Annotated in this window: 24 protein-coding genes; all 24 read right to left on the bottom strand. The window is 62.8% G+C overall.

All coding sequences use genetic code 11. From position 1 onward, the window contains the following. Positions 1–1,495 (bottom strand): AAA family ATPase (locus tag K7W42_RS15290; protein WP_224575689.1); only part of this gene is annotated, 1,495 nt, incomplete at its 3' end. A 30-nt stretch (positions 1,496–1,525) separates the two neighbouring features. Beyond that, complete coding sequence (locus K7W42_RS15285) at positions 1,526–2,134, bottom strand: hypothetical protein (protein ID WP_157459584.1); 609 nt, start codon at positions 2,132–2,134, stop codon at positions 1,526–1,528. A gap of 35 nt (positions 2,135–2,169) precedes the next feature. Continuing rightward, entirely contained in the window at positions 2,170–2,574 is a 405-nt protein-coding gene (locus tag K7W42_RS15280) for a hypothetical protein (protein ID WP_157459585.1), read from the bottom strand. A gap of 31 nt (positions 2,575–2,605) precedes the next feature. Further along, positions 2,606–2,968, bottom strand: coding sequence for a hypothetical protein (locus K7W42_RS15275; RefSeq protein ID WP_157459586.1), 363 nt, complete (start codon positions 2,966–2,968; stop codon positions 2,606–2,608). Further along, positions 2,965–3,162, bottom strand: a complete 198-nt coding sequence (locus K7W42_RS15270; protein WP_157459587.1) for a hypothetical protein — start codon at positions 3,160–3,162, stop codon at positions 2,965–2,967. The genes K7W42_RS15275 and K7W42_RS15270 overlap by 4 nt, the downstream gene beginning before the upstream one ends. A gap of 51 nt (positions 3,163–3,213) precedes the next feature. Then, a complete protein-coding gene (locus K7W42_RS15265) occupies positions 3,214–3,501 on the bottom strand; it encodes a hypothetical protein (RefSeq protein ID WP_157459588.1) in 288 nt (95 codons plus the stop codon). Further along, positions 3,498–4,202, bottom strand: coding sequence for a hypothetical protein (locus K7W42_RS15260; protein WP_157459589.1), 705 nt, complete (start codon positions 4,200–4,202; stop codon positions 3,498–3,500). The genes K7W42_RS15265 and K7W42_RS15260 overlap by 4 nt, the downstream gene beginning before the upstream one ends. Positions 4,203–4,253: 51 nt before the next feature. Continuing rightward, positions 4,254–4,727: a hypothetical protein gene (locus K7W42_RS15255; RefSeq protein WP_224575688.1), complete on the bottom strand. Its 474-nt coding sequence runs from the start codon at positions 4,725–4,727 to the stop codon at positions 4,254–4,256. 111 nt (positions 4,728–4,838) lie between these two features. Then, complete coding sequence (locus K7W42_RS15250) at positions 4,839–5,711, bottom strand: ParB/RepB/Spo0J family partition protein (RefSeq protein ID WP_157459590.1); 873 nt, start codon at positions 5,709–5,711, stop codon at positions 4,839–4,841. 14 nt (positions 5,712–5,725) lie between these two features. Continuing rightward, on the bottom strand, positions 5,726–5,947 hold the full coding sequence (locus K7W42_RS15245; RefSeq protein ID WP_157459591.1) for a hypothetical protein: 222 nt from the start codon (positions 5,945–5,947) through the stop codon (positions 5,726–5,728). 183 nt (positions 5,948–6,130) lie between these two features. Further along, complete coding sequence (locus K7W42_RS15240) at positions 6,131–6,580, bottom strand: hypothetical protein (RefSeq protein ID WP_157459592.1); 450 nt, start codon at positions 6,578–6,580, stop codon at positions 6,131–6,133. A 59-nt stretch (positions 6,581–6,639) separates the two neighbouring features. Further along, positions 6,640–6,822, bottom strand: a complete 183-nt coding sequence (locus K7W42_RS15235) for a hypothetical protein (RefSeq protein ID WP_157459593.1) — start codon at positions 6,820–6,822, stop codon at positions 6,640–6,642. 163 nt (positions 6,823–6,985) lie between these two features. Continuing rightward, complete coding sequence (gene ssb, locus K7W42_RS15230; RefSeq protein WP_157459594.1) at positions 6,986–7,693, bottom strand: single-stranded DNA-binding protein; 708 nt, start codon at positions 7,691–7,693, stop codon at positions 6,986–6,988. Between the two features lie 76 nt (positions 7,694–7,769). Next, entirely contained in the window at positions 7,770–8,399 is a 630-nt protein-coding gene (locus tag K7W42_RS15225) for a hypothetical protein (protein WP_157459595.1), read from the bottom strand. Between the two features lie 72 nt (positions 8,400–8,471). Further along, positions 8,472–8,885 (bottom strand): hypothetical protein, encoded by a 414-nt coding sequence (locus K7W42_RS15220; RefSeq protein WP_157459596.1) that lies wholly within the window; start codon positions 8,883–8,885, stop codon positions 8,472–8,474. A gap of 391 nt (positions 8,886–9,276) precedes the next feature. Continuing rightward, positions 9,277–10,224: an AAA family ATPase gene (locus tag K7W42_RS15215; RefSeq protein WP_157459597.1), complete on the bottom strand. Its 948-nt coding sequence runs from the start codon at positions 10,222–10,224 to the stop codon at positions 9,277–9,279. A 16-nt stretch (positions 10,225–10,240) separates the two neighbouring features. Further along, the gene (locus K7W42_RS15210) at positions 10,241–10,621 is read right to left on the bottom strand and encodes a lytic transglycosylase domain-containing protein (RefSeq protein ID WP_198170632.1); all 381 of its coding nucleotides are present in this window, start codon (positions 10,619–10,621) and stop codon (positions 10,241–10,243) included. A 421-nt stretch (positions 10,622–11,042) separates the two neighbouring features. Continuing rightward, positions 11,043–11,579, bottom strand: coding sequence for a phospholipase D-like domain-containing protein (locus tag K7W42_RS15205; RefSeq protein WP_157459599.1), 537 nt, complete (start codon positions 11,577–11,579; stop codon positions 11,043–11,045). Further along, positions 11,576–14,683: a type IV secretory system conjugative DNA transfer family protein gene (locus tag K7W42_RS15200; protein WP_157459600.1), complete on the bottom strand. Its 3,108-nt coding sequence runs from the start codon at positions 14,681–14,683 to the stop codon at positions 11,576–11,578. Before K7W42_RS15200 ends, K7W42_RS15205 begins: the two co-directional genes overlap by 4 nt. 66 nt (positions 14,684–14,749) lie before the next feature. Continuing rightward, the gene (locus tag K7W42_RS15195) at positions 14,750–16,318 is read right to left on the bottom strand and encodes a hypothetical protein (protein WP_224575687.1); all 1,569 of its coding nucleotides are present in this window, start codon (positions 16,316–16,318) and stop codon (positions 14,750–14,752) included. 41 nt (positions 16,319–16,359) lie between these two features. Then, positions 16,360–17,292, bottom strand: coding sequence for a hypothetical protein (locus K7W42_RS15190; RefSeq protein ID WP_157459602.1), 933 nt, complete (start codon positions 17,290–17,292; stop codon positions 16,360–16,362). An 11-nt stretch (positions 17,293–17,303) separates the two neighbouring features. Next, positions 17,304–19,772 (bottom strand): VirB4 family type IV secretion system protein, encoded by a 2,469-nt coding sequence (locus K7W42_RS15185; protein ID WP_198170634.1) that lies wholly within the window; start codon positions 19,770–19,772, stop codon positions 17,304–17,306. A 154-nt stretch (positions 19,773–19,926) separates the two neighbouring features. Next, complete coding sequence (locus tag K7W42_RS15180) at positions 19,927–20,283, bottom strand: hypothetical protein (protein WP_157459604.1); 357 nt, start codon at positions 20,281–20,283, stop codon at positions 19,927–19,929. A gap of 22 nt (positions 20,284–20,305) precedes the next feature. Continuing rightward, positions 20,306–20,701 (bottom strand): hypothetical protein, encoded by a 396-nt coding sequence (locus K7W42_RS15175; protein ID WP_157459605.1) that lies wholly within the window; start codon positions 20,699–20,701, stop codon positions 20,306–20,308. Positions 20,702–22,258 lie beyond the last annotated feature (1,557 nt).

Raw genomic sequence — 22,258 nt, 5'->3', positions numbered from 1 at the left:
GATCGCGGGCCACGCAAAACGGCATCAGGGTGGATTCGGCGGCGAGACGGAAGGCCTCGTGCCGGGGCCACCCATCTTCCATCAGGGCCTGCACGAGTTCGAGCCAGCTGATCACCACACGCGGGTTGGCCTCGCGCTCCAGCAGGCCTGAGCGGCTGACATGGTTTTCCCGCGTGTCCAGTTCGACCGCGTAGGCACTGGCCACCAGCGCGGCGTCTCCGAACAACCGCCCGTACAGGGCCAGGGCCACGTCGGCTTCGGCGTACTCCATATCGATGATGCGGGAGAAGCGTCCCAACAGCGCCGAATCAATGCCTTGGCCGGCCTGCAGGTAGCCGTCCCCGAGGTTGGTGGTGGCGATCAGGAGGACGTTGACGACAGGGGCCCAGACCAGCTCACCGTTTTTGAGGCGCAGCACGTAGTACCGCCCGTCCGGCAGTCCGGAGACGCCCATCAGGGCGGCTTCCTGGGCGCTGACATGATCCAAGTAGCCCACGGCGCTGGAAAGGTTGATCGGGTCGGTTCGGAGCAGCTCGTCGAACAGAAGCACCACCCCTTCCTGCTGGGCACGGACGAAGGCCTGGGTGAAGGGACCGTCGACCCACTGCGGCGCGCCGTCGAGCATCTGGTAGCCCCCCAGAAAGTCGCGGTCCTCCATGTCCGGACTGCCTTTGACCACGAACATGGGCCGCGCCAGCGCCACGGCGGTGGCTTTGGCCGTCTCCGTCTTGAAGGTGCCAGTCGGCCCCACCAGCAGCACGCGGCCACCCCGGCGCGCGGCCCGTTGCAGCTGCTCAGTGATGGTGTTCCCCGGCACCAGGGTGCGCCCACCAGACGGCGCAGGGACGCCGAGCACCGTCAGGCGGCCGAGTGGCTCCTCGGTGATGGGTGCAGGGGGCTCGCTGTCCTCGTGCGTGAGATCGCCCGCCATATAGACGGCCTTCAGGCCGTAGTAAACGCTGTCCACCAGGGCCATCAAGGCCTGTGTGGCCTGAGGATCGTTGCTGGCGTGCCGCAGGTCGGCGGCGCTGAAGCTCGGCTCGGCAGTGGTGCGAGCGCCGCGCACGCGCGTCAGTTCGCCGATCAGGGCCCACCAGCGTTCAGTGATCTCCTGGAGGGCCGGGGGCTGGGCCAGCACCGCGGTGGCCACGGCCAGCACGAAAGGGCCGGTGCGCCCGACGCCACCTTGCAGGTGCAGGCCGGAGGGCCGCGCCAGGTGTGCGCGCATCCGGCGCCTGGTGGCCGACGACGCTGCCGTTGACATGTAGCAGACGGTGACCTCATCGGCAGCCTGGCTGAGGAACACCTCGCCCCGCAGCAGGGCACAGATGCCCACAACCACGCCCAAGCCGACCACACTGGGCTGGTCCGTGTCTTTCAACCTGGAGTGGCACGCGTCTGGAATCGGGGCCTGATGCGCGAGCGAGGGCCAGACGGCCTGCGATTTGGTGTGGCTGTAGGCGATACGGGTCACGGCACCCCAGAAATTGGTCATGAAGTTCCTCCGCCTGCCCGGGTGCCCCCGTCAGGGGGCGACGCCTGGCGTCTGATCGAGCCACCGGCCAATGACGGCCAGGCCGCGCGTGACGCCCTGGTAGCTCAAGTACGTGCCGTCTGCACTGTGCGCCCCGAGACCAGCAAAGTGGCGCAGTCGCGAGGCGCTGTTGACCCGCCCGATGTGAACGTGGAGCCCCAGCGCCTCGCGGGCGTGCTGGATCAAGTCGGCGCCAGCCTGGCCTTCTCGCCAGGCGTCGTGGCCTGCCAGAAACAGGGCGCCTGCGTCGCCTGGAATATCCTCGGGCACGCAGCCGGTCTGGGCCACGAACGCAAAGGGATATGGGAACTCAAGGGCCAGGTGGGGCATGCAGGCCCGCCAGCAGGCCAGGGTGCTGTCCGGGTCACCCGGAAAGTCGGGGGCCGCGACAAACAGGCACCGCTGGGCATGGGGCAGCAGCCGCTGCAGGTGACGCCCAAAGCGCTCAGGGCAGAAGCGGCCGCTGTAGGCATCGTTATCCGAGGCCCAGAGGCGGCCTTCTCCCAGTGGGCGCAGGCCGCCCGTGCGTGGCCCGGTCATGACGTGAATCCGGGGGTGAGCCCCGTGCAGACTGCTGGACGTGGCGGCCAGATACATCATGGCCGTCCCCTGCCCCGTCAGGGGCGACTCTGGGGTCAGAAGGGCAAGTACTGCTCCATCAGGGCCAGTGTTTTCTCAGCACACAGGGTAGAGGCGACGGGAATGCCCTGAATCAATCGAAGGCCGTCCCAGACCAGGCCGCGCAAGGTATGAACGTTGCGCACGAAGACGGCCGCGTGGACGTCCAGCGTGGCCTGGGCGGCCACCACCAGCTCCGTGTCCTGGTCACGGGAGAGCAGCTCCAGCGCGCAGCCCTGAGCGTCACGCTCCTGGCCTGTTGCGGGTTGCACCAAAACGCTGCCGGGCCCGTAGTGCGTGTTGAGCACCGCGGCGGCGCGTTCGGCCAGGCCCTCGGTGGCGCAGTGGGCGAGGTAGGTGGTGTGCGGGGTGACCAGGACGAAAGCGGGTGCAGTGGAGACGGACAGCGCTGATTCAGACATAACATCCTCCTGTTGCCTTCAGGCCGCGCCGTCAGGCGCGACTTCTCTGGCCATGGGGTGAGGGCGACAGGATCTGGCTGACGGCCTGGCGACTCAACTGAGAGCGGGGCAACCAAGCGGCAATTTGCTGGCCCCGCTCGGTGTTCGGGAGAGTTACAGTGCCGTGGTGGGTGCCCAGGAACAGCAGCGCCGTCATGAGGTGGGATGCGATGTTGGGCCGGACGTAACAGGTCAGGTGTGTGTCGTCAGCTTCCGACTGCTCGGCGGAGAGTCCACTGGCGCGCAGGGCCTCGAGCCAAACGCCTTCCCTGGCAAGCGGCACCCTGACAGCGACACAGACGGCCGCGGCCGCGTCAAACGCGCGGTCAAATCGGGTGAGACCATCCACCGTCACGGTTCGCTCCGTCTGTCCAGCTGCGCCTGATACTCGTCCAGCAGGCGCCAGGTTTCGGCCTCGTACGCCTGCTCGGCACAGACCTCACACAGGTCAAAGGAGTAGTCCTGCGCCCCGCCACAGCTGCGGCAGGACCGCGCGGCTTGTGGGGATGAGGTTGGTGGTGCAGTGGCCGCGTCAGTGTGTAAGGGCATGCGGTGACGCCGCGCCCACTGGGCGCGCCTCCTGTGAAGGCGCACTCCCGGTCAGGGGAGCGGAAGAAGCTCGTGCAAGATCCGTTGCCGCGCTTCGGTTCGGAGAGCGCGCTGCTGGGCCTCGGGCTCGGGCGTGTGCTGCAGGACCTCGCCCAAGGAGGCCACCGAATCACCGACCGCTGGCCAGGCGGCGGCGGCCAGCTCGTCCAGCGGCGCGTTGTGGAAGAACGCACTGAGTTCCTGCACAAAGGCGCTGAGCCGCTGGCTGTCTGGCCGGGCGCCCTCCTGCCGAAGCGTGCTTGCGGTGAGGCGCAGCGCCGCCATGGAGGTCAGCGTCATACCGGCACCGCGTAGACCGGGAGGCCACTGTGCTGCGCCGCCGCAAACTGTCCCTGGTGGGCGCCCTGAAGGCCCGACTGGCCGACCACATGGCTGATACCGGTGATGGGCACCGAGGCAAAGATGGCGCGGGCATACCGGGGGGCAGGTGCCCCGGCCCGCAATTGTCCGCGGAGGGTGTATTCGCCCTCCGCCAGGAACCGGGTGCGGCCGTCTGTCCCCGCACCAGGTGTGACCTGCCAATGAAGCCCAGTGCAGCTGGTGTCGTGGGCGTGCCCTTTGTGGGTGGGACACAGGTGGGTGCCGTCCAGGTAAGGTGCTAAGTCCTCTGGATTGGCGATCAGGGCCTTGGCATGGATGAAGAGGAACCGGCTGGCTGCACTGAGTTTGCCCACCTGAAGAGTCGGCGAGACCTTCCGGGAAAAGCCCATGCGCCGCGCTTCTTCCCAGAAATCCGGCACAAAGGGATAGTGCTGCTCACCGACCACGTCGATCACATGCGTGACGTTCTGGGCATCTGTCCAGAGGGTCACGCCCAGGGGACTGATATGGAGATTCGCCGGCACCAGGGTGGGGAAGTCCACCAGAAAGTGATCCAGTGGGTGCGTGCCGCTGCGGCTCACCGCGCACTCCAGGTACCAGCCTCCGAGAATTCGTCCCTGGCCACACAGCCGCCGTCCGCCTTGAGCCTGTCCGTTCATGTCGCCCTCCGGCGCTTCACGAGCGCGCTGGGCGCGCGACCCTGGCCGAGATCAGTCGCACCAGTGAAGGGCGGCGACTGGGCCTCGTGGTGCCCGGTCCAACCTCAGTGTGGGCAAGAGGGTTCTGTGGACGGAACAGGGGCCACGGATGAGACGGTGGTACGCCAGGTCGCCTCGCAGTTCAACCGCCGCCCAGGGCCCGAGCAGCTGGCGGAGAGCTGAAGCGCGGCGCAGCGCGGCGAGCCCCGGAGGTTCAAACCGGTGTGACCACGTGGCGCAGACCTCTGGTGGCCGGGCTGCGAGCACCGCGCTGACGGCCTCGTCCGCATTGAGGTAGGTCATCATCACCCACGGCGATCTGTGGGTCGGCGTCTGCTGCCAGCTCAGGCACGCCCCGTGCAGAGTCAGGGTCAGCCCTGGACGGGCAGAGATGGGCAGCGCGGCCACAGTCGCCAGTAGGGTCGCCAGCGGGCCGCTGAGCAGGTCTACGTGCGCTTCTACTGGAAGTTGGGAAGGTCCGGTCATGCAGAGCTCCGGTGCGGTCACTGGCGCCGCCTGTGCGGGTCAGGAAGAGGCGGAAGAATGGTGCCCGGCGGGCAGGGAGGGGCCAGACGCGCCCAGGCCCCTTCCTGGCCCCTACGCCGCGCCTGGGCGGTTCATCCGAATGCGTGACGGCGGCCCGCCTACAGTGAGGGTGCTCGGGAGAGGAGTTTTCACCCCTTCCGGTTCTGGCACTGGGGGGCTGGGGCGCAGCGCCAGCAGCAAGTCTTCAAGTGCAACGCCCTCGTTGCGGGCCATGGCCTGGACGCGGGCAGCCAGATCGGCGGCGGCATTCACCTGGACCAACGGGGCCGGCGCGTCCAGCAGCGCCGTGCCGAGGAGTGCACTCAAGTCCTGTTCCTCGGCGACGCGGGTGGCTTTCAGATCATCAGCCGTGAACTGGGCGCTGGGGTCGGCCAGCTTCCGCTGCAACGCTTCGACGGCCTCGGTCCGGTAGGGCTCTCGCATAGCCGCCAGAGCCTCCACCACACTGACCGCCACCTGCTCGCCCACCGCCAGGAGCACCCAGTCTGGCAACTCCAAGAGCTTCGCCCGTTTCTTCAAGGTGCCTTGCGGCGCGCCCCATAGCCGCGCCACCGCCTTCAGGTCATAGCCCTGGGCCAGCTTCTCCCGCAGCGCCAGGGCTTCTGCAACTGGATTGTTGGAGCGGCCGAGGTTCTCGATGCCGGTGATGTCGGCCGCGGTCTGGGCATCGGTGCTGACGAAAGCAGGTACTGTCTCCAAGCCAGCGGCCACCGCCGTATGGAAGCGGCGTGTCCCCGCGGAGACGCGGTACCGGAAGGCGCAGTCAGGAGGAGCCGCGTAGAGTTCCAGTGGCGTGAGGATGCCGAATTCTTTGACACTCGGCCCGATGGGGTTCCGCGTGCCCCGCAGCGGCGGGGGCTCAATGTCGGCGAGCGGCACCGTGCAGAGGTGCCGCTCGCCGGACTGGACAAACAGTGGTTGCATCTACGCCTCCTGCACTACCTCTGCGCCGGGACGGCGCGACCTTCGAACCGCTTCACGACCGGCACGCCCAGCGCCCAAACATGCACCAGGGCCATGCCGCCTGCGAATTTGCCTAGCATCAACTCGACATTGGCCGGCCCCGCATGGAGTTGCCACACTGCCAGACCGATCAGGCCCAGGCCGCTGCACAGCAGCAGTGCCAGGAGGAACCGATAAAACTTCAACATTCCGCGCATGCGCACCTCAAAAAAAGAGAGGCCCACTGTTGTAGGCCTCGGGCGCTTAGAGCATCTGCCATTCCGAGCCGATGTTCAGCTCGGAGGGCGGCGACCAGAAGGGCATCCAGTTAAGCCACGTCCACATATCTTCACCTCCTCGCGCGGCCCCTGCGGCGGCCCCGTCCGCCGCGCCCTCTGCCGTCAGTCCGCGGCCGACGCGCTTCGGTGTTCGCAGGTCTGCCAGAACAGCGCGATATAGGCGCGTGCACCTTCAAGCCAGGCGCTGCGCTGGTCCGGTGCGATGTCCAGTTCTCGGCAGAGGGCCAGTACATTGAGGCGGCGGATGCCCCACCATTTGCGCCGGAAGTAGGTCTGCACGGCGGCGTATCCCCCTAGCACACCGCCGTTGAACACCCGGTGCTGGGTGGCGTAGTGCAGGACACCCGGCATGAGGGCGTGTGCCGGACTCTCCCATACCAGGTCACGCACTTCGGCCAGTGTGTTGAACCGCACGTCGACGGCCGCCACCATGGTGTTGGGGCGGCCGACGATGCGGTAATGCGTTTCGTGGAAGTTGGGGTTGGAATGCGTGAGGCGAAAGTCCGTGCCGCGAAAGGCAGCGATAACCTGCTCGGGCTCGTCGTGAATCATGCCCACCTGAAGCGCACCTTGTGCGCGACTTTCTGCGCGGAGGACCCCTTGACGCGCTCTCAGCCCAGAACTGCCCAGCCTTCCGTGAAGCTGAGACACTGCAGGGCCTGGTCACCCAGCACCACCACATCGCCAGTGCGGGTGCTGCGCACCTGTTCCTTAGAGACCAGGCAGTGCACCCCAGGCTGCTCTGCCCAATGGCGCAGGCCAAGTGCGCCGTGCTGCGTCAGGCGAAATGCCATGTCAGCATCGAGACACGCCTCAATTTCTGCCACCTGCCGGAACCCTGCGGGCCATACGGCTCCGGGCTGCTCGGAGTGGAACACTTTCGCTGTCGTCACGTGACCTCCAGTCCTGAAGACACCTGGTGGAGCGCTGCCCCTGGTGTCATTGTCCAGCGCCGCTTCACGACACGCGAGCGAGGTTGCCTTCGCTCGAGGCCACGGCGTTTTGTCGGTTGGCCGCCAGGGGCATCACCCGCTGCGCCTCCACCTTGGTTTCGGTCTGACGCTGACCGCTACTTCCCTCCCAACTGGCGTTGACCAGCTTGCCGGTGACGACCACGCCTGCTCCCTTCTGCAGGTGCTGGAAGCGGCGGGCCAGTTGCCGCCACAAGGTGACATTGACCCAGTGCGTCTGCGACTGGGCCTGCCCCTGCCTGTTGGTGAACCGGTCAGACACGCCGAGTCGGAGTTCCGTCACCGGCTCACCCTGCCCCCGCATCTGCGCGTTGCGGCCCAGGTGACCGGCCACCATGACCTGGTTCATACCGAACGGGCCGTCCGGCGTGACGTCTAGGACCGAGAGCTGAAGGCCCTTGACCCGGAGCGCCCGCCGGATGCCCTCTGCCGTCGGCCACTCCTGATAGTCGAGCATGCCGTCCAGCATCACGGCTGTCCCCGCACCGCAGGCGCGTTGAGCCGCGTATTTGGCGGCGCCACCGGCCAACTCGAACCGGTGGTACCACTCCACGGTGCGCGGCCCGGCCTCCGTGAAGAGATCCTCCTGCCCGTGAATGGTGCCCCGCAAGATCGTCAGGCCGCCTGGGGTCTCGTGAATCTCAACGTCCTGTGTCAACCGCCCGGCCAATGTCACTCGATTCAGTCCCACCATGATGACCTCCTGGGGTGAGCTGCTGCCCACCCTCTCTCCGCCCTTGGACGCGGTACGCGTCCGACCTCTGCTGGCTTCACCGCCGCCCGACCCGGCCACGGTTGCGTTCCGGCCGCACGTAGTGCCCGGCGCCGACCGAGCTGTTCGCCGGCGCACTGCGCCGGGCAAAGGGCGAGGGCAACTTGTATTCCCAGGAGCCCAGGGGGGTCTGTGCGGACTGAAGCAGCGCTGCGCCAGTCGCCGAGTCCTGAAGGACGGTGCGGAGCGCGCGCGTTATCGCCCGCACTTCAGGTGCGCTGAGGAAGAGGGTGTCGCGGCCGCCGTGGAGCGTGAGGGTGACACATTGGTCGCTGGTCGCCACTTCCAGCGTGCCCTGGGCCAAGCGGTCGCGGCGGCCGCTGTCTGGGACCGAGAGCAGCATGAGCAGCGTGACCCCTTCGGCCCAAGTCAGCTGAACGTCGGCGCTGGGCGACAAGAGGGCCACGCCGTTCAAGAGACTGGCTACAACTTCAAGGGCAGGGGCTTGCTGCGCCGACCACACACAGCGCAGGCGACCGTCCAATTCTTCCAGCACCTCGCCAGTGGAGCCGCAGTACACCAGCACCCGCTCGGGCGCTTGCCGAAACACCGCGCCTGCCAGGGCCAGGGGGTCATGAACTGTGATGGAGCGTCCTGTGGCGTACTGCACTTCGAACTGTTTCCGCATAGTCCTACTCCGCGCGCGGAGCGCGCGACCCTGAATGGAGGGCGCCGACCTCTGGTGAGGCCGGCGCGCTGCTTACACTTCCGGAGCGCTAGGCTCCCCTTTCGATTTTCGGCTTCGGGGGGACCTTCCAGTGGTGCGGGCAGCGTGACCACCAGCCCGCCTTGCCTTACACAGTTGCTCGAATCTGACCGCGCCGGATGTCAACTCATCGACAGAAGCGGCCAACTCTGAATGCGGCCCCTCGTCGTTGACCACGGCGACGGCCCTGCTGCGCCACAGGGTGAAGCCAGGCGTCACTTCAATCAGCTCGTCACGGCGCCCGCCCTGTGCGCTGGGCAGTGCGTCCCGCAGATACACTGCTTCGAACACCTTGCTCCGGTATGCCTCGTCGTAGGCCGAGAGCAGGCGCTTGACCCGTCCAGCGTCACTCTTCACTGGTTGCAGCACTTCACTCAGCCGCACATAGTCTTTGCCGTCAATCTTCATGGCCTGACAGTACGTTGGACGTGGTTCTTCCCAATGGTCGAGCGCTCAGGATCGTCTGGCGATGAGCAAGCCATGAGAGATAAAGCTTTATAAAGTCAACTGATTGGCGAAGTGAAATGGAAAGTGGAGTGAAGAGGGCATGCACAGGCGCGGTGTCGGTGCAGTCCATGTATCTCTTGAGTTCTAGGATTAGCGCTTAAATGTAAAACTCGCATTCTGGCCTCGCATCCCCGCCTCTAGCCGCATTCGCTTAAAATGAGATAGAGATGAGTCGGGTTGCTGTGCGAACACTTCGCTTAAATCACGCAACGTGCTGCGCTATTCCGCTGAATGCTGGTCTCTCAAACCATGACAAAACCGCCCAGGACGGGCGGCTCTGTGGCTGGCAAGATTAGGCCGATCTGGGGGTAATTTGAGGCGTACGCGTGTCGACACAGTAGTGCTCAATGGGTTCCCCTTCCAGCCATGATGTGACCGCTTTTGGCACGTTTTCAATGACGTTGTAGACCCCTTTGTCCACCACTTCAATGATCATGCTGAAAATGGGCAGACCAGTTTGTTGCCGCTGGGCATCAAGGCCCCAGAGAGGACGGTAGGTGAGGTTAGCGAACGCCTGGCCAGCGTCCCGGGCGTGGAGAGTTGCATTCATGAACACGCCTTTGTTCGCATATTCCACCACCAGTGGCACATCGTCGCGAGGCCCGATCTCATCCGTCAACAATTCCCGTGGGCTGTTGTTTTGGAGCGCGTAAGCGATCATGGATTTCTGCCGCGCCGGGTCACCGACTGACACCCGCTTAGCAGCGCCCACGCAGGGGTGAGGTTTGACATCTGGCCCCAGCAATTCGTCGCTGGTATCCACCACAGAAAGCCGCTTGCCTTGAAGTTCAGCTCGCAGACGCATCAGGTCACGGAGGGTGGCCGTCTTACCCTTGAACGGCTCACCGACAATAGCTACACCTCTGGCCTGCCTGATGACAGGCCGCAGCGGCTCCAGCATACCCATGAGATACCGGCCTACACGGATGGAAATAGAGGTGTACTCGCCCCCTGCGTTGGTAGCCGCACTGAACCGGTGCAGGGTACCACCGATCCCCTGCCGTCCATCGGCTCTTGGGCGCCCCACGTTGTTCAGCACCAGCTCGATATCTGGTGCCGTAATCACCCGGTCAAAGGTCACGCTCAAGTCGTCCATCAGGACGGCAAAGTGTTGTCCCACATCAAGCGCTATGTCATCCACCAAGTGCATTCGGCCCTGAAGGTAGGGCTTAAGTTCATCAGGCAAGGCGTCGAGAATCATCTGATATTCGCGCGGTGTGGTCAGGTCAAGCACTGTCATAAATGGCCTCGGTAAATCAGAACCGCAGTGGGGTTCGTTTGAGTGCGGTGTAGGTGCCTAGCACCTTGGCGACGTAGGTCTGAGTTTCGGGAATGGGTGGAACTCCACCAGCTTGACGAACGCGGCCAGGTCCTGCGTTGTAGGCAGCGAGGGCCAAATTCCAGTCGTGAAAGGTGTCCCACTGGAGGCGGAGATAGCGCGCGGCGCCGTAGAGATTCTGATTGGGGTCGAAGGGCTCCTGCACCCCCATTTCCTGGGCGGTCGCGGGCATCAGCTGGCCTAACCCGAGTGCGCCGTCTTCGCTCACTGCGCGGGCGCAGTACTGGCTCTCGACCCAGATCAGGCTGACCAGTAAATCCGGATCCAGGCCAAAGGCCCTGGCCTGGAAAACGGTCATGCGGTGCAGCGTTTCTGGAACCACACCACAGGCCGACGCAGACGCGCACAGGGCACTGGTCAGGAGCGCGACCAGTGCCCTGCTCAGGCGTACGGGAACCTTACCCGTGGTCATCCGAGGTCAGCACAGTTCGGGGTGAGCGTGCTGTACGCAAGGAGGGGTCTCCAGACAAAGCCGACATATGCGGTGCCGGCATATTCAGGAGCCGCACCCCGACCAAGATGCGGTGAGCGACACTTAGACCCAATCCTGTGCCCAGCACCACCATCCCGATCAGGACCCCCAGCGCTCCACCTGAAAAAGCGGCCAGAAAGGCAAGGACCACGCATAGGGCGCAGAAGACGTCTGCCAGATAAAATCTTCGTTTCATTGCATCACCTCGCTTTCACCGTAGGCGGTTCCTGGTTCCGCCCAGGCGCCTTCATGGGCGTTTCAAGCGCTGCGCCAGCCACTGCTGGAGGTCTACAGGCGGGTTGGCCCGCGCGTTGCTCTTGACCCACTGAGCCAGCGAAGCCACCACCTTGGGATCACGAACCAGGCTGACGCTGACCGGGTCGCCTGGAAGGGGAACCTGTGTCAGGTTCGTGCCAACAAGAGCGAAGGCTTCGTCCACTACGACAAAGGGCACACTCTCAGCTGCATTGGTGATCTTAGGTGCGTACAACTTTGCCACCTGGGTGTCGTACCCGGCAAAGGCCACCTGCACCACCCGCTCATTCCGTCCACCCTTCTGGACGGCTTGTGGGGTCGTAATGATGACGGTCGCCACTTGGCGCACCAAGGCTTTCCGGTATGCCGAAGTGACATCGCTGTTCTGCATCGTCGGGGCGTAGATCAGCAGGGAATTTTGCGCCCGTTCAATTAATGTGGCAGCCTGCAAAACGGGAACCTGCATAGAGGTTTGGGCGCTGGCGGTAGGACTCAGCAGCAAGGTCAGGACAACACCAAATCGCTTCATTCTTCACTCCTCAGGCGGTGGGTTTTGAACACATCGAAGGCGTCGGCCGCTTCCTGGTCAGGGGTGACTGCCTCACTGCTCGGCCCCTCGTTGGACAGTAGGGGAGATGTGGTTTGGTCGGCGGGTTTCGAGGCCTTTTTTTGACTTCTGGCTGCTTTCGGTTTGTCGCCTTTCGGCGCAGGCCCTGACCTTCTGCGTTTGACGGTTCCTGCCTCTTCGGAGGTTTCCAGAGATTGAATGGAGACAGGGGCTTGCGGCGCAGTGGCTGGCGCTTCAGGCACCAAGGGTTGTGTTTCAGCTTGAAGCTGAGGCAGCGGCAGAAACAGGGTCAAGGGTGCTGCAGGAGTGTTGTTCCGCTTCTTGCTGACTGGTGGCGGAACGGGCGCAGCCTGGTCTAGCGCGGCCGTCAGGGCGATATCGTCGGCCTCCTGCTGCTGACGGTGCGCGGCTTCTTGCAGAAGAGTAGCGCCCCTGCTTTTGGGCTTGCTCCCCTTCGGACTCTTGCCACTGCCCTTGCTGATGTTGAGGACGCGGTGCTTGGGCAGAGGCAGTTGTGCTGCCGCTACTTCGCGGGTTTTGCCCCATCCGGTGGCTTCGCCGGCATTCTGTTGCGCCGCCTTCTCTCGGGCTTTTTCCACGGCTTCTCGCAGGCGCGCAGGATCGTTCAGGGGTACCACCACAAGGTTCCGGGTTCCTACCCTGCGGGTGGGTAATTCAGGCACTACGCCCAAGAGCTCGCGCAGATCGGTCGACGGCATGGCCAGAGTTTCAAATTCGTAGTAGGCCATAGCCTCTTGCCGCTGATCATCTGGAAGTGATTCACGAACAGGGTGGTGCTCAATATTCTGAGCCCGCTGGCGCATCCAGCGGACAATCGGGCCCACGACTTCCGAATCCAAGAACCGCTGCATCTTTGCTTCGCCCAGGAGGGCCTGACCAGTGTCTGTAATACGCAACTCTGTGCCTGCAGCCCCCCGAGCCAGCCATTTGCTCTGATCGACTAGGAAAGTCACTTGGTCTTCGGCTAAAGGGCTGGAGAATGAGGCGATTTCTATGTACACCTTATGGGGTGTGGACGCGCGAACCAGACGCACCTTGGCCCCTTGCTCCAAGGCGGCATCGGCCCAGGCGTGCAGCATGGCCTCTGGTGTATCGGGTAGCGTTTCTGATGTCATGGCGCGCCCTTTGAGCCGGAAGGTCGGGTCGGCCAGAAGCTGATCGGTGAGGACGCCTGGTGCAGTGTCTCCCATCACGTTGCGGTACACCTGCGCGATGCGGTTGGGCACGGACTTGCGGCCCCAGCGCCCGCCTTTGACCACCTCCAATGCGTCGTAACGCGGCAATTTAATGCGGACTGGCGGGCACCCCATCATGATCAGAACGCCCTCGTTTTTGGTGTATGTGGCGAACTCTTCTGGCGGCAAAAACGCCTGCTTCTCGACTTTGACCCCCTGGGTCCGCCGGGCGTTGAACGGGTTGGGCATCAGGGCGTCACGGGTCACGCCTTCCGTCGGGACTACGCGGGTGGTGGTCCCTAGAAGCTCCGACCAGTAAATGGCGTCTTTCCCGGTGATGCCGTAGGGAAGCAGGATGGTGTGGCCCATGACGTTGTCGGTCATGGCGGCATACAAGAGTTCCCCATAGACCAGGCGGCCCTGGCTGCTGTTCTGTACCCCCAAGGTCATACCGATGTTGCGCTCACGGTTTGTGCCGGTCGAACGGAGCATGTTGCCAATCTTTCCGAACGATGCAAACTCGTCGAAGAGGTATTCGACATGGATAGGGAGTACGCCGCCCACCCGCGCCGCCTCCTGCTGCCCTATGCGGTCAATCAGGCGCTTGATCAACTTGATCAGGGCCTCGCCGGACCCGTTTTCAATGTGCTCCTGCTCGATCCCGATATACAGAAGCGTGGGTTCCCGGAACACCTGATGCAGGTTGAGATTTCGTCCTGCGCTGCTTGTGGTGGCCCGTTCCAAGATGGGGTCAAAGAAGATTTTCAAGTCAGCCACCAGACTGCGGAGCATGTCCGCGTTGGCAGCCGCACTCCGGTCAAACAGCCCCTTCATGGCCTCTTTGATTTCTGGGTTGTTGGCGCTCTCTTGCTTGTACCAGTGCTCGAGCTCGGTTTTGGTGGACTGGGCCACGCGCAGCACTTCGCGGAAGGTCCGTTTGGACGGCACAGGGTGATTGGCCACCGCAAGCATGATGGACGCCAGCGTGTCGCGCGCCACGTTCTTGTAGTGCGCCCCAACCTCGTTTTGGTGCTCTGGCGGTGTGATCAGACTCTCGGCCACTTCCAGCGCTGTTTTCCGGTCCACCACCGCGTCTAGGAGGGGCATATGGAGCGTGTCTTCGCTGAATGGGGTGAACAGCTGAATATTGCGCCCCAGCCGGTGCCAGAACGCGATCATGTTGTAGAAACCGCGCTTGTTCGGGTATTTCAGGTCGAACAGGATGACGCTGTTGCCCTGGATCGCGTCTGTCATCAGCTGAGGAATAAACAGGCCTGAAGTCTTCCCGCCGCCAACCCCCGAAATGATGATGGTGTTGGTGCACCGGTCTTCAACCGGCGGCATCATCATTTTCAGCTTGGAAAGGTCAAATTTTTCGGGGCCTGCAGGCGCCATGAAATAGCCCATGTAGCCACTGCGCCGGTTTTCCGGGCGCTCCTGATCCCCCTCGGTGTAGAGCTTGATCTTGGCGTCTTCGGCCACGGCCCAGCGCTGCTGTCCGGGCATCTTCACGTTGGGGTTGGTGGCGTAACGTCCGAAGAGGCCAGCCGCCAGGGCCAGAGGCATGACGCTGGCGAGAAAAGGGACATAGGGAATGGCCCGTTCAAGGGCTTTATTGGCGCCCGGCGCGCAGGTGCCGTCGCCCAGGCAAGCGCCAAATACCAGGAGGGGGTGGGTGACATTGTAGGTGCGTCCCCAGCCCAGCTCCACCAATTGTTTCCCGATTTCTGCCATGGCGCGGACCAGTTCTGCGCAGCTGTAGATCAAGCCGCCGAGAAACAGCAGCACGCAGGCAATCATGCAGGCGACCAGCCACGCTGGCAGGTTTTTGAGCAGCACGTTCTCGACGTTGTGGCGCTTTTGTAGCATCTCCCTCTCCTTTCAAAGCAAGGAGGCGGGCCCTGGTTACAGGCCACCCGCCTCTCTGCGCTGGGGTTATTTCTTCCGGCCGGTTTGCCCTGCTTTGGCGCCGACAGCGGCAGTGGTGCCCCTGGTATCGCCGTGCGTGCCCTGGTTGCCCGTGTAGGCGGCCTTTGGGCCAGTCTGGCGGCCGTTGCTGGGGTGGAGGCGCGCCGCCGCGTCAGAGTAGGAGCCAGCGGCCGTGCGGCCCGGCGCATTGTCCACCGAGTTGCTCATGGCGTTGGCCAGACGGGCAGTGCCGTAAGCTTTACGGCCTGCCGCGCCTGCTGCGGTCGCGGCGCGCTCGCCCGCAGTCGCCGCGCCCACCAGCCCGCGGCCGCCAGACGCTGCCAGGGCCATTGCGGGTCTGGACGCTGCCGATGCTGGACCGCCGATGGCGCGGGCCACCGCAGCGGCCCCAACGGCCTGAATGCCGGAGACCGCTGAGTCGATGCCCGTACTGAGTGCCGTGGCGAAATACGCCGGTACACGCCGCAAGAACATGGCGCCCATCGCCTGGCCGATGATCAGGGAAATCACGAAGATGATGAAGCCCCGAATCATATTGAAGAAGCTCTGCAACCCGGAATTGATCTGCAGGAAGAAAGCCTTGATGCCGCTACAGGTGTAGTCACCGCCCAGCCATTTCGGAACCCCCAGCTCGTTGCCGGTGCCTGTGACATTCGACATGCACTGCACCATGGCGTCGCGGTACTGGTAGGCCAGAGCTTCCAACTGCGCCGTGTGGTTTTCGACCTGACGTGTCAGCACGTGTTGGGGGAATTGCACCGTCGTTTTGGCGGCCAAGACCATGACAAAGGGCGTCAGGAGGGCGGTCAGCCACGTTCCAAGTACGGCCATCAGGGTCCACTTCAGCATCTTGCCGTCGCTGATGCCCCAGGCCACCACGGCCAGCACCAGCGTGAACCCGGTCAGCACCAGGGTCAGCGCCGACCCCATGATGATCGCCACGTAAAGGGAGAAGAAGCCCAGAATCAGCAGATAGCCCAGTTGCACGATCCAACTGGCCTGATCCACCGGAGAGGTTTTGCGGGCCTGCATTTCGGCTGTGACGAGGCTCTGCACCGTCGCGTCGTCGAGGGGGTTGCCGGGATTGTGCCACTGGGCGGTGGTGATGACTTCCGCAATACCAGATGCGGCACCGGCGGCCATCAGGTACTTGTGGGCCGCCTCCGCCATGGCAGCTGTTCCAGGTTCAATCGCATTTTTAATGAGAGGGTTTGCGAGGCCTGAGGCCTTGTCGTAGATCGCCACCCAACCGCTTGAAGACAGATCGATGGCGGCCCATACGGGGCCATTGCCAGCGCGGGTACTGCTCATGAGGGCGAGCACGATCAGGGTCCGAATCATGGTCATGCCCACAACACCCCAGTTGCTGCGCAGGATGCCTTTGAAGAAGATCGTGTATAGGCCCAAGCCGCCGATTAGGTACTGGCCAAACAGGGCCAGGGAGCCGTAGATGTGATATTTCCCGATGTCTGCTGCAATCAATCTGAGCCAGTCGCCCGGATTCTGAATGTAGTCACTGAGATCCAGAGAGAGGCCGGGCGTGGCATTGACTGCATGGGCCTGACCTGCCCACATGGCCAGCAGCAGGCCCAGGATCGCCGCTGTCCTGCGGGACATCAGTTGCCCCGCAGAAGGTCACCAACAGAGGTGGAACTTGGTGTCGTAGGCGCTGTCAGATTGCTGATGGTGACCCCGGTGGACTCGATGGTCTGGGCCGTCTGGTCAGCGCGGGCCACCGACTGCGCTACCTGCTCCTCGACGATCTGCTGCCGGGCCTGAGCCTCACCTTTTTTCTTGGCGATGATGTCGCTGACCACGGCGCCCATGGTCTGGTTCGTGATGTCCATGCTGCGGGCCAGCTGGGCGAATTGAGCGGCCAGGGCCGCGTCGCTCATGGCGCGATTGTTCATGTCTTCCAGGATGATCTGGCCCAGCACCTGGACGCCGTCACGGGTGCTGTCGACCCCGTTCAGGGTGTTGCCCAGCTCAAGCGATTGACTGGCCACGTCCTTGGCACGGTCTTGAAGTGTTTCGGAGGTTTTAAGGGTCTCTTCCACAGTTTTGGCGCTGTCAGCCGTGTTTTGAAGCTGGACTTTGGTCTGTTCATCGGCCTGGAGACGCTGCACGGCGCTGTCGCGCTTCATCTGTTGCAACGTAGGGTTGAAGGCGATGGACGTGTCGACATCCTTGGTGCCCGGTTTCATGAACGCGCCGGAAGCGATGTATGCTTGCCCCTTATTGATTTCTGCCTTGATGGCGTCAATCTGGGCCTGCATGTCATTTAAAAAGCCATCTGGATTGATGCCCAAGGTATTGAAGCCCTGATCGGCCAGGCGCTGGAGCATCACGCCAGCGATATTTTTCATGTTGTCTTCGTTGAAGATGCGGTCGCTGATGGACTGTAGGTCAGTGAGCGAGGTCAGCCAGGCCTTGTTCCGCTTGTAAAAGTCGTAGGCGTTGCTGATCTGTGTGGGTGGGGTAATCCCTGTCGCCTGCACGGAGCTGCCCAGCAGAGCAGCGGTCAACATAAACAGCCGGGTCGTTTTCATAGGGTTTCTCCTTAGGCGGCCACGATGCCGGCCAGCGCTTTGGCCGCAGCCACTCGGTTGCCGCCGAGCCGCTCTGCGTACGCGGCCAGCCGGGTGGTGTCTTCCTGTTTGGTGGTTGTCAGCCAGTATTTGAAAGGGTGCAAATGGTTCTGAATCACGTCGCCCACCAGAACGCCGCTGCTCAACTCCAGAAGCGCCACGTATTCTCGGAAGTCGCGGCCGCCGCCCAGGCTGTTGATTGCATCGTGTGTCGCCGGGCTCAGTTTCAAGGCCTTGACAATTTCTTCGGCCTCTTCCTCAGACACGTTGCCGATCAGGCGCAGGGCACTGTTGTTGATGATGCCTTTGACTTTCATCAGGTCGCCGATTTCCTGCGTTATGGCAACTGGCCAGAAGCCAGCCGAACGGCCGACTTTGAACATGTTTGCCACGAAAGTGGCGGCCTCTTCGATCTCGGCCATGGCCCCCAGCTCTTCGAAGACGGGGTACTTGATGACCCCTGGGCTCTCTAGACCGCTGCGCCAGATCAGGTCAACCAGCAGAATCATGCCGATTCGCCGGAGTTCCCGTGCGGACTCCTCGCGCATGGCCGAGATGTCAAAGCAGGTGACGTCGGCCTGAACGCGAACGGTCGTCGGTCCGTCCATGAAAGGGCCCAGAGGCGAATTGCCGGTGAAGGCCCCCAGGCGAGCGGCCAGCGTTTTGATGGCCTGCTGCATGGTGTCGTCGGGTGCGACGCCGGCCACAGTGGGCAGGTTCCGCATGATGCGCACGAAGTCTGAGAGGTAAAAAGGCTTGTAATACTCCGTCAGTTCTTCCATCCCTGGAATGCTGCCCACGGCCAGTGCATACGCTGATTCAATGGCGCTGGTGAGGATGGTGTAGTCCAGAGGTCCCAGGCCTCCACTGGACATCAGCATGGCTTTGAACATGCCCATCAGCAGGTTGCGTTTATCGGATGACGGCCGCACCTCGCCAACAGGCAAGTCGAACATGTTGATGCGGACATGATCGCCGTTGGGGAGCTTGGCCCCAGGTCGAATGGTGATTACTTCGCCTTCAACGGCCTGTACCAGCGTCTTGTAATCCTCTTTGAGGTCGAGAATATAGACTCGGCCCTTGAGTGCACAAACATTGAGCAGCATCGTCATGTTGAGGTTGGATTTGCCGCTGCCTGCGCCCCCGAGGATGAACGTGCCCGAGTTGTTCGTGCCCACGGCTTGATTGATTGGAGTCAAGCCGCCCTGACGATTGCGAAAGACCACCAGGGGGTCTTCTGTGCCGATCCAGGACCCAACCTGCGGGATCAGCGCTGCGACGTTCAGGGTGCGTCCGTCAAACAGATACTGGTTGTTCTGGCCGTTGAATGGCTCCAGAAGTTCGTACTGTTTGATGTTTTCCACGTTGCCAATGCGGGCAATGGCACCGCCCACCTGACCCATTTCAGTTCGCGCCCGCCGGGTGCTGTCGTGAAGCTGCTCAATGGTCTTGGCGTAAATCACCATAGCCACGCCAAACAGCACCATCTTGTCGTGACCACGCGTAAGGTTGTAGAGCGCTTCCTGCATCTCGTCGTTGATGGCTTGATTGGCCGATCCGCCGCCATCTTCAATGCTGTTTTTGGCGCCTTCTGCCTTGTAAGACAGTGCTGCTTTCTTGGTGGTGGGGTTCACCATCACGAAGTCGATCATGAGGAAGAAATCCACTTCACGCATGACTGTCAGCAGGTGCTCCAGCATCCCGCTCTGGGTGCCACCGTCCTCGATTTCCGTCCAACTGACCACATTGACCAGGTGGCTGCCGACGACGAGAAATCCGGGATTGGATTTGTCGACCGAAGATTCAGACATCTGGCGTCGGGGCGACGGCAGGTCATGATTGGGATTTCCTTGGAGTTCGCGGGCACCCAGGGCGCCCGTGGGGACCACACTCCGGAACGGCTTTGCCATGCGCCCGAATTGCCGGTTGCGGTACTTGTAGATGAGGTCGGCGATGTCTTGGGACTGCATGCGCAGAGGGCTCCAGCCGGCCGCGTCCAAGGCCGTGCCCAGACGATTGGCAAAGGCATTGGCGTAGTCCGTCATCAGGTCTCGTTCCCGTTCCGATAAACTCCGCCCCTTGGGAATCTTGCGGTCGAGCTTGACCAGAAGGTAGTAGCGCAGCACCTTGAGCTCTCCGGCCTTTCGGGCGCGGGTAAGGCTCGCATTGTCGGCCTCGATCACTTCGCTCAGGACGCTGGCGTCTTGGGGGACGGCCAAGGTGCAGCGCCTCAGTTCCCACTCCTCCAGATCGGCGTTGTCCACAATGAACCGTCCCCGTGCACCTACGGGGAGCGCCCGGCTGAGCAGCACGTTGAGGGTGTGTTTGATGGCGTCACGCCGAACACCGTCCACCAAGAGTGATGGCGGCAGGAACACCTCAAAGCCAATCTCGGATGTACCGTTCCGGGCAAAGTGCACGTTCTTATGAATGCCCAGCATGACGGACTTCTCAGTCCAGCTGGACGGGCGATGGGGCACGAGCCGACTTCGGAGCATCGCAATTAGAGACATGGATTTACCGTAGGAGCTTTCTGGTTGGCCCCAAGAACAAAGCCGACCCGTTGCTGGTAACGGGTCGGCTGCACTGTTGGACTTAAGGCTGGGCGGGGTGCAACGCCTTGGGGCGCTGAGGTGAGGCCAGGTGCCTGGGCACCGCGAGTGGCAGGGGATGACTGTCGTTGGTGACCGAGAAAACCATCGGCGTCGTCATGTAGTAGTAGAGGTTCTGGATGTAACGTTTGGGCACGGCCCGCTCATACGTGGCAATGGCGAGATAGGTCGCCACGACCACCCCCAGGAGGATAGCCAGCAGTGGAATGCCCTGGACCACGCCGCCAATCAGCAGGAAGACCACCGTGCCGACGCCAGCGGATTTTCCAAGTTTGGGCCAGGTAATGCCAAACCGCCATTCGGGCTCCTGATCAAAGCGGTAGATCCGGTCATATTCCATAACGCCCTCTACTTACGGTGAATTACAGCCCGCACTGGGGGGGCACGATGCCGAGGTTCTTGCCCAGCGGAATAGCCTGCAGTGACAAAATGCCCCCCACGATGCCCACCGCGCAGGTGGCCCAGCCGTTGCGCATGCGGGCTAGACCCATCACGAAGCCGATGATCGCCATCCCGAAGAAGATGATCCGCACCAGAATTGAGCTGACGAAAGACGCGACCCAGCCACAGCCGATCTTGCCCTGTGACTCAAAGGTGCTGTCGAAAGGGTTGGTGGGCCCCCCAGTGTTGCTTGCTCCAGCAACACACACCATCAACAAGATAGACAAAATGCCCAGCCAGATGACGAGGGTAAGGGGAGAGACGCCCAACTTCTGGCTGAACTGGGTGAAGCGACTGCGAACCATGTGTGCGTACATATTTCCTCCACGTTCGCGCCCGAGGCGAACTCCCTGACCGTAGGAGGATTCAGGTTCCCGCCGCGTCACCCTCCCGCTCTATTGCCGAAGAAGGGTGAGCGGTGGGCAGAACTTGGCCGCACCTAGGCTGCCGGTATGACAGAAGACACGCAGCCGCATTTCGTTTACGACCAGGAGCAGATCAACACGCTCCGGCCTCAGATTGCCGCTCACGGGCTCGAGCTTCCTGAAGATCCCAACAGCCCGGACTTCGCAACGGTTATCGAAGCCCTCAAAGGCCGTGATCCTCAGCTGGCTATCCAGGCCTCCCTGGCCCGGGTAGACGATGCCGAACTTCACTCGTCCGTGCTGCTTCAGGAACAGGCGGCCGCGCTTCAGGGCCGGGAGAATTTCATTGAGCGTGTCACCAGACGGTTTTCCCGCAAAACCACGAATGGCGCGCCAGTCGTCGATATGCGAATGGTCGGGGCAGCCGCCGCGGGCGTGGCCATTCTTGGGCTGGGTGCCTTGATGTTTCTGCCCAAGTCGGCTTCAAAGACCGCCGCGAAACCTATGCCCCAGACCGCAGAGACGCCCTCAGGAGAATCAGGTCAGACCGCGACAGCACCCTCTGGACTACCGCAGTATCCTTCGCAGACCACCAGTCCACTCCAGCCACCTCCACAGGGGCAGGGCACCGCGCCTACGGCGTCCGCTGTGGCACCTACAGCATCTGACTTGAACACACCGTCCTATTCCTCACCGGCCTACGATGATTCCAGCTCGTCTTACACCCCTCCTGCTGCTTCGACGGCCTATGCGCCCCCGCCCACTTCCGTTTACACGCCCCCCCCCAGCAGCGCTGCGGTGCCAGACAGCAGCTACAACGACGTTTCAAGTGCCCGGATGCCTGATCCGGTCGCGCCGGTCACCGTAACGGCGGCGACCCCTCCGTCCTCTACATCGACACCACCACAGACCGCCGTGAACTGGGACGATATCTACGGGCAGACAGCTGCTTCCGGCGTACCCGTTCACGTGGCCGAGCCGTCCACTGCCACAGTTGCGGCGCCGTCAACAGCCGTGCCGACCACTCAGCCAGGCCGTGAAGCGGTGGCAGCGCCTGCAAAGCCCAGCATCAACGTCGTTTACGCGGCCTCGGCGTCACCAGCGGTTCAGAAGACTGGACGGATGTCCGTCTGGTCAAGTGGCGCAGGGCAGTCGGCTGATTCGTCGAATGCCGGCGCTGCTGAACCGTCCACTCAAGCATCAGCTCCGGCAAGTAATACCCCAGCCCCGAGTGCGACCGGGGTACGCCCGGCCACAGGAACAGCCTTGAAGGTCATCTATGATCCGAAGGCCAGTGCTGGCTTCAAATCTCTCGGTCAGTCGGGTACCGCTGCCCCATCAGAGGCGCGGCAAGTTCAGCAGCAGGCGAACGGTTCGACTCCGGAAGCGCCGAATGTCACGGCACGGGGCGGCACCCGGGTTCTGTTCAGCGCCGCCCCCGCTGCACCTGCGCGGGAGGCAGCGCCAGTGGAGGTCAGTGCTGCAGGAACCCAGCCGTCGGCTGGACCA

Origin of the sequence: Deinococcus betulae, from assembly GCF_020166395.1 — a bacterium.
Classification (GTDB): Bacteria; Deinococcota; Deinococci; order Deinococcales; family Deinococcaceae; genus Deinococcus; species Deinococcus betulae.
The sequence above is the reverse complement of the archived record's forward strand: the minus strand, read 5'-3'. Positions and strand labels throughout refer to the sequence as shown.